This window comes from Pseudonocardia sp. McavD-2-B (assembly GCF_024124365.1).
In the GTDB taxonomy this organism is placed as follows: domain Bacteria; phylum Actinomycetota; class Actinomycetes; order Mycobacteriales; family Pseudonocardiaceae; genus Pseudonocardia; species Pseudonocardia alni.
Window position 1 is genome coordinate 1 of the sequence record NZ_JAMXSG010000217.1, and the last position, 10,140, is coordinate 10,140.

The 10,140-nt window shown below is 73.5% G+C and carries 8 protein-coding genes; 3 read left to right on the forward strand and 5 right to left on the reverse strand.

Features of this window, described 5'->3' with window-relative positions; genetic code table 11:
• Window positions 1-215 precede the first annotated feature (215 nt).
• On the forward strand, window positions 216-848 hold the full coding sequence (locus NH602_RS22915; protein WP_218899311.1) for a 2-C-methyl-D-erythritol 4-phosphate cytidylyltransferase: 633 nt from the start codon (window positions 216-218) through the stop codon (window positions 846-848).
• Here the strand turns inward: NH602_RS22915 and NH602_RS22920 are convergent.
• Window positions 841-2,490 (reverse strand): GMC oxidoreductase, encoded by a 1,650-nt coding sequence (locus NH602_RS22920; protein WP_179761513.1) that lies wholly within the window; start codon window positions 2,488-2,490, stop codon window positions 841-843. The two genes, NH602_RS22915 and NH602_RS22920, sit on opposite strands and share 8 nt — an antisense overlap.
• A 117-nt stretch (window positions 2,491-2,607) precedes the next feature.
• Here NH602_RS22920 and NH602_RS22925 point away from each other — a divergent pair, with 117 nt between their 5' ends.
• Window positions 2,608-3,243, forward strand: a complete 636-nt coding sequence (locus NH602_RS22925) for a TetR/AcrR family transcriptional regulator (protein ID WP_073576085.1) — start codon at window positions 2,608-2,610, stop codon at window positions 3,241-3,243.
• Here NH602_RS22925 and NH602_RS22930 read toward each other — a convergent pair.
• Together NH602_RS22930 and NH602_RS22935 are read right to left on the reverse strand one after the other, a co-directional pair.
• Complete coding sequence (locus NH602_RS22930) at window positions 3,174-4,361, reverse strand: class I SAM-dependent methyltransferase (protein ID WP_073576086.1); 1,188 nt, start codon at window positions 4,359-4,361, stop codon at window positions 3,174-3,176. The genes NH602_RS22925 and NH602_RS22930 overlap by 70 nt on opposite strands.
• 62 nt (window positions 4,362-4,423) lie before the next feature.
• Window positions 4,424-5,650 (reverse strand): N-acetylmuramoyl-L-alanine amidase, encoded by a 1,227-nt coding sequence (locus NH602_RS22935; protein WP_253068874.1) that lies wholly within the window; start codon window positions 5,648-5,650, stop codon window positions 4,424-4,426.
• Window positions 5,651-5,857: 207 nt separating this feature from the next.
• Here NH602_RS22935 and NH602_RS22940 point away from each other — a divergent pair, with 207 nt between their 5' ends.
• Entirely contained in the window at window positions 5,858-7,696 is a 1,839-nt protein-coding gene (locus NH602_RS22940) for an acyl-CoA dehydrogenase (RefSeq protein WP_073576088.1), read from the forward strand.
• A gap of 66 nt (window positions 7,697-7,762) precedes the next feature.
• Here the strand turns inward: NH602_RS22940 and NH602_RS22945 are convergent, their stop codons facing one another.
• The gene (locus NH602_RS22945) at window positions 7,763-8,188 is read right to left on the reverse strand and encodes a CBS domain-containing protein (RefSeq protein ID WP_073576089.1); all 426 of its coding nucleotides are present in this window, start codon (window positions 8,186-8,188) and stop codon (window positions 7,763-7,765) included.
• A gap of 95 nt (window positions 8,189-8,283) precedes the next feature.
• Window positions 8,284-10,140: VanW family protein (locus tag NH602_RS22950; protein WP_253068875.1), on the reverse strand; the 1,857-nt coding region annotated here is incomplete at its 5' end.

Here is a 10,140-nt window from a genome sequence, read left to right on the forward strand (position 1 = left end):
TGCGTCCGGCTCCTCGGCGACGGCCCGGACCAGCGCGACCGCGGCGGGGGCCCCGGCGAGCGGGCCGGTCGACGCGGCGGGCGTGGGGGACGTCGTCGGTGCCGCCATCCTCGTCCGCCCCTCCCGGTCGCCCGATCGGGTCGCCCGATCGGGGACGGCCGAGGCTATCGGGTGCGGTGTCCGGTTCCCGCGCCGGACCCGGCAGGATCACCGGAGTGCGTGACCACGTGTGGGCGATCGTGCTGGCGGGCGGCCGGGGGCTCCGTTACGGCCGGCTGAAGCAGCTCGACGAGCTGGCCGGGTCCCGGCTGGTCGACCACACCGTCGCCGCCGCCCGGCGCACCTGTGACCGGGTCGCGCTGGTGCTGCCGTCCGGGGTGGGCTGGGACGGCGAGCCGGTCGACGCGCTCGCCGTCGGCGGGGACCACCAGTCGGAGTCCCTGCGGGCCGGGCTGGCCGTCGTGCCCGCCGAGGCGGGGGTCCTGGTCCTCGCCGACCCGGCGCACCCGCTCGCCGCCGACCGGATCTTCACCGAGGTGGTCGAGGCCGTGCGGGCGGGCGCCGACGGGGCGGTGCCGGTGGTCCCGCTGCTCGAGGTGGTGCAGCGGGTGCGCGACGGCGTCGTCGTCGACACCCTCCCCAAGCAGGACGCGGTGGTCACGCAGTCGCCGCAGGCGTTCCGCGCGGACGTGCTGCGTGCCGCGCACGCCGACGCGCCCCGGCCGGTGGAGAACTCCGGGCTGCTCGCCGCGCTCGGCCACCGCGTGGTGACGGTGCCGGGGGACCCGGCGAACCTGCACGTCGCAACCCTGGAGGACCTGGCCGTCGTCCGGCGCCTGGTCAGATGAGCGTGCCGACGTCCCGGGCGACCAGGTCGTCGGTGGCACGTTCGACGACGGCGGCGATCGTCATCGACGGGTTGCAGGCGGCCGTCGTGCCGGGCATCAGCGACCCGTCGAGCACGTAGAGGCCGCGCTGGCCCCGCACCCGGCCCGCCACGTCGCAGACCGTGCCGATGCAGGCCCCGCCCAGCGGGTGCCAGGTGGTCGGCACCGCGTAGGTGGTGTCGAGGAAGGTGCCCCGCACCCCGGTGATGCGCCCCATCCGCTCGTGGATGCGCGCGGTCAGGGTGGCGTCGCCGTCGAGCGGCCAGTCGACGACGCCCTCCTGCCGGACCGGGTCCCAGCCCATCCGGCCGCGGCCGGCGCTGACGCCGTAGCCGACGAGCATCGTCGTGGTGCGGCCGAGGCCGAGCGGCAGCGGCGGCAGCGACGCCTGGATGACGGTGTTGGCCGTGGCCGGGTCCGCCCAGTCCTTCGTCCCGAAAACCACCGGGCCGCCCTGGGTCGCACCGAAGTCCTCGACCAGGGAGTTCCAGGTGCAGATCCGGTCGCCGTTGGTGCCCCAGTTCTCGCCGAGCGCGTCGGGCAGGTCCGGGACCGTGTCGTGCGCGCGGGCCCGCAGCAGCAGCCGGTTGGTGTTCTGGGTGCCCGCCGCGAGCACCAGCGCCGGGGTAGTGATGATCTTCTTCTCGAGCACGGTGCCGGTCTCGTCGATCCGGTCGACGTGCGTCTCCCAGCGCCCGTCGGCCGCGCGGACGACGTCGGTGACCTGGTGCAACGGGGCGACCGTGACCCGCCCGGTCGCCTCGGCGGCGGCGAGGTAGGTGACGTCGACGGTGTGCTTGCCGCCGTTGTTCACGCCGAACGCGGCGTCGCCGTTCGTGTAGGCGGGCGTCATCTCGCCGCGCAGCTCGGCCAGCGCGTAGTCCCAGTCGATCGGCATCGGGATCTTCTCGACCTCGTAGCCGGCGGCCTCCGCCCGGTCGCGGAAGACCCGCGGGGCGCGGTACGTCGGCGAGTCGATCAGCTCGTCCGGGGCGGTGGCCAGGCGGAGCATCCGGGCGACCCGCGGGTAGTGCTCGCGGGCGAGCACCTCGTACTCCAGCTCGCGGGGCATCGTCGCGGCGAACACCTCGGCCGAGGGCTGGAGCGTCATCCCCTGGTAGAGCAGCGAGCCCCCGCCGACGCCGGCCGCGCAGAACGCGTCCATCCCGTTGCCGCCGACACGCTCCAGCAGCCCGGTGTACCGGCCGGGGGACAGCGGCACGGCGCCCGGGGTGCTCGCGGTGGGGCGCCCCAGCAGCACCGACAGCGGGTTCGGCGGTCCGTCCAGGGGGTCGGCGACCGTGTCGAGCCAGAACAGCCTGCGGTCGGGGTTCGTCGTCACCCGGGGGAAGGTCTCGGCGTCCGGCCCGGTGACCCACCGCCGTCCGCGTTCGAGGACGAGCACGTCCACACCGGCCTCGGCCAGGCGCAGCGCCGTGACGCCGCCGCCGAACCCGGAGCCGACGACGACCACCCGACGCTCCTCCCGGGTCACGCGCACCCGGGAGGGCGCGGCGGCGACCGCGGTGCCCGCGCCGAGGACCCCCAGCCCGGCGACGCCGGCAGCACCCAGCAGGACCGACCTGCGGCTGATCGAGCGCATCGGGGAGCTCCTCTCGGAAAGACACCCGACTGGACACCTGTCCACCCGTAGTCGATCACGGTAGCGGCACCGCCCGGCGCCCCGGGACCGGGGCGGTCGACGGCTAGGCTGGGCCCGGTGGACGGAGCATTCTCCCGGCGGAGCGAGGTCGCGCCGGCGACCCGGGACCGGCTGCTCACGGCCGGGGCCGAGGAGCTCGCCGACAGCGGCGCCGCGACGTTGACCGTGCGCCGGGTCGCGCGCCGGGCGGGGCTGTCCGCGGCCACCGCGTACAAGGTGTTCGCCTCGAAGGAGCACCTGCTCGCCGCGGTGTTCCTCGCCCACCTGCGCAGCGCACCGGGCGCCGAGCCCGCCGCGGACCTGCCGGTCGAGGAGCGCCTCGCCGGCTACGTCGACGGTCTGGTCGCCGCCCTCGACGGCGGCGGCGACCTCGACACCGCGCTGCGGTCGGTGTTCCTCGGCCACGACCCGGACGCGCGCCGGATCCGGGACTCGGTCGTCGCCGACTTCCAGGAGCGGTTCGACCGGGTCTGCGGCGACGACCTCACCGGCGAGGCGCGCCGCACCGCCCGGCTGCTGCTCGCGGGCACGCTGGTGCTGACCGGTACCGGCATCGACGACGCCGCCGCGGCCCGCGCGGAGCTCGTCCGGGCCGTCCGCGCGCTGCGGCCGGCCCCGGCCGGTCAGACCGCGAGCAGCTCCGTCGACCCGAGCCCCAGCTCGTCGAGCGTGGCGCGCACCTCGCCGGTGTAGACCGGGTTCATCAGCAGCACCGACCGCGGGGGCGAGTCCAGCAGGTCCTTCGGGGCGCGGATCGGCAGACCGAGCCCGCCCATGAAGCGCCCCTGCAGGCCGGGGTTGATGTCGACGACCGCGCCGACCGCGCCGGTCCCCTCCGCCCCGCCCTCGACGACGTTGAGGAAGGTCAGCCCCTTCGCCCCGCCACCCCAGACGACCACCTCGTCGCCGGTCGCGGCCCGGCCGCCGAGCCACTCCCGCCACCGTCCGACCTGGTCCGACACCCGGGTCGCGAAGTCCCGGCAGGCGCTGCGCAGCGCCTCGCGCAGGTGCGGCTCCAGCTCGGGCGCGCCCGGCGTCCCGTCCGGCCCCGCCTCGGCGACGACGTACTGGTCGGCGTAGGTCAGCCGCACCTGCGGGTCGGAGAAGCCGACCCCGGTCAGGAACGTCCGCATGGTCGCCGGGGTGAAGTAGGAGCAGTGCTCGTACTGCAGGTCCCAGAAGGCGCCCTCGTCGAGGATCCGGCCCAGGTCGGGCACCTCGGCGAGCAGCGCCCGGCCGCCGCCGCGACGCAGCCCGGCGTACAGCTCCGCGCCGAAGACGGCGAGGTCGGGGATGTGCTCCAGGGTGTGCCGGCAGACCAGGGCGGCGGTGTCCGGCTCGACCTGGTCACGCGCGAACTCCGCGGGGACGGCGGTGAGCCGGTCCGCCAGCTCCGGGCGGACCCGCTGCGGCACGAAGTGCGGGTCGATCCCGGTCACCCGGCCGACGCCGGCGCCGAGCAGCTCGGCGGCGAAGTCACCGGACCCGCACCCCACCTCGACGACGTGCCGCCCGGCCAGCCCGAACCGCGCCACCCAGTCCGCGGTGACCTCCGCGGCGTAGGCGGCGAAGCGGGGGGAATGGTGCTGGGACTCCTCGTGGTCGCCGGTGTAGTCGAGCAGCCCCGGGTCGAAGTCGCGGTTGAACACCAGCCCGCAGCGCTCGCACAGCACGAGCACCTGGTCACCGGTGGCCACGGAACGCGCCGAGACCGGGTCGGGAAGCACCGCGGTGCCGTGCACCGGCAGCCCGGTCGCGGAGAAGAACGGGTCGCTCGCGGGCGCGTCGCACGCGGGGCAGCGGTTCAGCACCGGGCGAGACTAGCGGCAGGCCGTCACCCGTCCGTGCGCGCGCTCCGCCCGGGACCGGGCCCTCAGCGGTTCAGCACGCCCTGCGGGTCCTGCGCGTCCGGGACGGCGCTGCCGGAGGTCCCGAGCAGCTTCTGCCACTGCGGGTGGTCGACGACGTCGGGCACGCTCTCCACCCGTCGTGCCGCCGCGAGCACCTCGACGGCACGGGCGGCGTCGTCCTCGGTGCCCGCGCGCACCGTGCGGGCCAGCTCCGGCCAGGTCTCCCCGCCGAGCAGGCCGTTGACGTCGTCGGCGCGGTGCGCGCGCTGGAACTCGCTCACCGCGGCCGCGGTGCGGTCGTCGAACCGGCCGTCGGGCTTACCGGTCAGCGACCCGGCGTCGCGCAGCAGGTACTGGGCCGCCTCGACCGTCGGGCCGCGATCGCCGGTGCGCAGCAGCGGCCAGCTCGCCTTGGTCGACTCGGTGCGCGAGAGCCGCCTGCCCAGCAGCCCCGCCACCTCGCGGCGCAGCCGGGGCAGCGCGGCGTAGAGACGGTCACCCGGGCAGAGGGTGTTGCGGTAGTCGCGGTGGCCGTAGAGCTCGGTCGGGGCGATGCCGTAGCGCAGGCAGATGTAGGCGCAGGTGACGCGCAGCGAGTTCCACAGCGCCGGGGTCGGGTCGACCCCCATGTAGGTGCCCTCGTTCTCGATGCCGATCGCGATGACGTTCTGACCGGGCGAGTGCGCCCCCTCGACGACGCGGCGGCCCCCGTTGAGCTCGCCGAGGCTCCAGAGCCTGCCCTCCATCACGTGCCCGCCGCGCGAGATCGTGAAGTGCTGCCCCGAGTCGAGCCAGCCGTTGCGGTCCATGTGGTAGTTCTGGATCGCCCTGGCCATCCGGTGCGCGGCGCCGACGCTGTAGTCGTTCGTGTTCGCCCCGGCCGTGTGGTGCACCAGGATCCGGATCGGGCGCCGGTCCCAGACCTTCGGCGGGAACTTCGGCTTGCGCGCGCCCCACTCGAAGCAGCGCGCGATGTAGGGGACCGGCACGCCCTCGGCCAGCGGACCGGCACCGGCCGGGCCGGGCATGCCGTCCGGCCCCGGGACGGCCGACGGGCCGGGCACCGGACCCGTGGCGGGCGGAGCGGGGTCGGTGGTCGGCGGCGGTCCGGCGAACGCCCGGCCGGGCAGGACCAGGCCCGCGCCGGCGACCGCACCCCCGACCAGCAGCCCGCGGCGGCTCCAGCTCTGTCCCGGCTCGCCCATCGCTGCTGCCCCCTTCGGCGGCACCGCCGGCACCGCCTCCGTCACACACGCCACATCCGTCCCGTGCGACTCCGCATTCTCTCGGTTCACGGGAAAAGGACGGCGCGGGCGCGCCGGTCGAGCGCGTCACACGGGTGGGCGGTCCCTGACGACGCAGCTGCACCTTGCTCTTGTTACCGGTCGGTAATACTCTGGAGTCAGTTACCGGCCGGTAAGTCGATCGGCCCTGGCACGAACGGCGGTGAAGGACGGATGGGCCACTACAAGAGCAACGTGCGCGACCTCGAGTTCAACCTCTTCGAGGTGTTCGAGGTACAGGACCACCTCGGGACGGGACCCTTCGAGGACGTCGACGTCGACACCGCCAAGGGCGTGCTGTCGGAGCTGTCGACCGTCTGCACCGGCCCGCTCGCCGAGCACTACGCCACGATCGACCGCAACCCGCCGGTCTTCCACCCCGAGGACCACACGGTCACCACCCCGCAGGAGCTCAAGGACGCCTACAAGGTCCTCTGGGACGGCGAGTGGTGGCGCCTCGGCCTGCCGAACGAGCTGGGCGGCATGGGCATCCCGCCGTCCGTGCAGTGGGCCGCCGCCGAGCTGATGTGCGGCTCCAACCCGGCCATCTTCATGTACATGGCCGGCCCGAACTTCGCCTCGATCCTCTACAAGAACGGCAACGAGGAGCAGAAGCGCTGGGCCCAGCTGATGATCGACCGCGGCTGGGGCGCCACCATGGTGCTGACCGAGCCGGACGCGGGCTCCGACGTCGGCGCCGGCCGCACCAAGGCGATCCAGCAGGACGACGGCACCTGGCACATCGAGGGCGTGAAGCGCTTCATCACCTCGGCCGAGCAGGACTTCACCGAGAACATCATGCACCTGGTGCTGGCCCGCCCCGAGGGCGGGAAGCCGGGCACCAAGGGCCTGTCGCTGTTCCTGGTGCCGAAGTTCCACTTCGACAGCGGGACCGGCGAGCCGGGCGAGCGCAACGGCGCCTTCGTGACCAACGTCGAGCACAAGATGGGCCTCAAGGCCTCCACGACCTGCGAGCTGACCTTCGGGGCGCACGGCACCCCGGCCGTCGGCTGGCTGCTCGGCGACGTGCACGACGGCATCGCCCAGATGTTCCAGGTCATCGAGTACGCCCGGATGATGGTCGGCACCAAGGCCATCGGCACCCTGTCGACCGGCTACCTGAACGCGCTCGAGTTCGCCAAGGAGCGCGTCCAGGGCGCGGACCTGACGAAGATGACCGACAAGACCGCGCCGCGGGTCACGATCACCCACCACCCGGACGTCCGCCGCAGCCTGATGCTGCAGAAGGCGTACGCCGAGGGCATGCGCGCCGTCTACATCTACACCGCGACCTTCCAGGACAGGGTGCGCCTCGGCGACGAGGGCAGCGGGATCAGCACCGAGCTCGCGGAGAAGGTCAACGACCTGCTCCTGCCGATCGTCAAGGGCGTCGGCTCCGAGCGCGCCACCGAGCAGCTCGTGCAGTCGCTGCAGACCCTGGGCGGGTCGGGCTTCCTGCAGGACTACCCGATCGAGCAGTACATCCGGGACGCCAAGATCGACTCCCTCTACGAGGGCACCACCGCGATCCAGTCCCAGGACTTCCTGTTCCGCAAGATCGTCCGGGACAACGGCCAGGCGCTCGCGCACGTCGCGGGCGAGGTCCAGGCGTTCATCGACTCCGACGCGGGCAACGGCCGGCTCAAGGAGGAGCGCGAGCTCCTGCGCACCGCGCTGACCGACGTGCAGGGGATGCTCGGCACGCTGACCGGCTACCTGTACGGCTCCACCAAGGACGTCACCGAGCTGTACAAGGTCGGCCAGCACACCGTGCGGCTGTTGATGGCGGTCGGCGACCTGCTCGTCGGCTGGCTGCTGCTGCGCCAGGCCACCGTCGCGCTCGCCGCGCTGGGCACCGACGGCGTCTCCGCGAAGGACCGGGCCTTCTACGAGGGCAAGGTCGGCGTCGCGACCTTCTTCGCGAAGTCCGTGCTGCCCCGCCTGACCTCGGACAAGGCGATCATCGCGAACGCCGACAACGAGCTCATGGAGCTCGACGAGGCCTCGTTCTGATCCGGCCCCGATGACGAAGGGCCCCGGGCGCGGACTCCCCGCCCGGGGCCCTTCCTCGTCGTGCCCCTACTGCGCGATGTAGCTCTCCAGCTGTTCGCGTTCCTGCTCCAGCATGTCCATCCGGGCCTTGACCAGGTCGCCGATGGACACGATCCCGGCCAGCGCCCCGTCGACGATCACCGGCAGGTGCCGCACCCGGCGGTCGGTCATGATCCGGGCGAGGTCGCCGACGCCGTCGTCGGGCGAGCAGGTGACCACCTCGGTGGTCATCACCTCGGCCACCCGCGCGTCGAGCAGCGCGGCACCGTGGCTGTGCAGCCGGCGCACCACGTCCCGCTCGGAGACGATGCCGACCAGCCGGTCCCCGTCGACGACGGGCAGTGCGCCGAGGTTCCGCTCGGCGATCGCGCGCAGCACCTCGCCCATCGAGTCCTCCGGCGCCACGGTGCTGACCGCGCTGCCCTTGCTCCTCAGAACGTCCGCGATGCGCATGGGGTACCCCGATCCCTCGCTGTCCGACGGCTGGAGGGATCAGGGTACGAATGTGACCTGGCTCTCGTCATCCCCTGACGGGGACGATCACCGGATCAGCCGCCGCACTGCACGATCGGCTGAGGGTTGTACTTGACCGTCCGCGTCTTGCTGGTCGTCTCCCCGGTCTGCACATTGCGCATGGTCCGGGTGTCGGTCGCGGTGAAGCCGGGAGAGCCCTTGCTGGCGCTGCACGGCTGGCCGGCCGGGATGTTGACGACCTGCGGCTGGGTCGGGTTCGTCCGCGGCCCGGTCGCCGAGGTGACCTCGTACATCTTCTGCCCGATGAACGAGACGGTGACGTTGCTGGGCGTCCACGCCGTGCGGATCAGCACCGGGGTCGGGCCGTCGTTGCGGAACTTGACGTCGATGAGGTCGTTGAAGACCGTCGCCTCGCGGGCCACCGGGTAGCGGCTGATGTAGTAGCTGTGCTCCTTGTGCTCGATGTCGGTCATGCCGGCGAAGTACGACGCGTTGTACAGCGTCGTCGCGAGCTGGGAGACACCGCCGCCGACGCCGCGCGCCGGGTGGCCGTCCTCGATGATGCCGGCCTCGACGTAGCCGTTGGCGGCGTTGCGGGGGTTGCTGACGCCGTTGAGGCTGAACGTCTCGCCGGGCTGCACGATCTGGCCGTTGATGGCCTCGGCGGCGCGCTTGATGTTCTGCCCCGAGTCGGCGGCGAACCCGCCGGTGGTGAACGTCGAGATCTCGGTGGCGTTGCCCAGCGACTCCAGGTCGGCCGTGGTGATCTCGGCCGGCTTGTTCGCGTAGACCGCCGCGACCGTGCGCTCGCCCTGGCCGGTGAGGATGGGCAGCACGTTCGCGAAGGTGGCGTCGTAGTCGATGCCGCGCCCGTCCTGCGACGGGACGACCCGCGGCGGCGTCGCGGCGAAGTCGAGCTGGGCGTCGACGCCGGGCTTCTCGGTGCTCGCCAGCTGCGGCTGCGCGATGTCCTCGAGGGTCTTGTTCGCGATCACCGGCTTCAGCTTCACGGGCCCCTCCGGGTCCGCGGTGAAGCTGAGCGCGGTCGTGATGTCCTCCGGGGTGATGGTCGCGTTCGCACCCTCACCGGTGATCGTCAGCGGGCCGGCGACGGCGGGCTTGGCGACCTCGTCGATGGCCTTCTGCACGTCGGCCGGGGTCGTGACGGCCTGCTCGACGATCAGCGGGAGCTGCACCGGCTCGCCGGAGGCCCACTGCTCCTCGACGACGCCGACGGCCGCGTCGACGTCGAGCTGCTGGCCGGGCTCCGGCGCGACCGGGGTCGGGGTGACTCCCTGCCACTCGACCGAGCCCTCCTTGGGCTCCTTCATGACCAGCGGGGCCATCTGCTCCAGCGCGGTGCGCACGGCGCGGTCGTCGGCGGAGTTGACCACCCCGACCTCGCGGGTGGTGAAGAACGAGGAGATCCGGGTGATCGGGTTCAGCGGCTGCTCGCCCGCCTCGTCGAGAGTGCGCGCGTAGTCGACCTGCAGGCCCGCGGCCTTCGGGTCGATCTCGGAGCTGACCTCACCGGCCTGGACCGGCACCGGCGCGGAGGAGCGGGGCTCGATCGCGGCCTGCAGCGTCTCGGTGGCCTGGGCGCGCGACATGCCGCCGATCTGCTGACCGGCGACGACGACGCCGCGCGGCACGCTGCCGGAGCTCAGCGCGAGGTCGCCGACGTAGCCGAGGACGAGCACACCGAGCGCGGCGGCCGCGACGATCAGTCCGACCGGGCGCTTGCGCTGCGGGCCGTCACCGCCCTCGCCGTCGCCGTGCCCGTCGCCGTCCCCACCACCGGGGCCGCCGGGCCCACCGGGGCCTCCCGGCCCATCCGGACCGGTCGCTCCCGCGGCGCCGAACGCACCGGCACCGAGGACCGCGGTGCCCGCGCCCGGGCCGCCGGTGTGGATGCGGGCGGTCTGCTCGGC

Coding starts and splice junctions, on each gene's coding strand:
- NH602_RS22920 (WP_179761513.1), bottom strand. CDS start 2,490: ATGCGCTCGATCAGCCGCAGGTCGGTCCTGCTGGGTGCTGCCGGCGTC.
- NH602_RS22940 (WP_073576088.1), top strand. CDS start 5,858: ATGGGCCACTACAAGAGCAACGTGCGCGACCTCGAGTTCAACCTCTTC.
- NH602_RS22945 (WP_073576089.1), bottom strand. CDS start 8,188: ATGCGCATCGCGGACGTTCTGAGGAGCAAGGGCAGCGCGGTCAGCACC.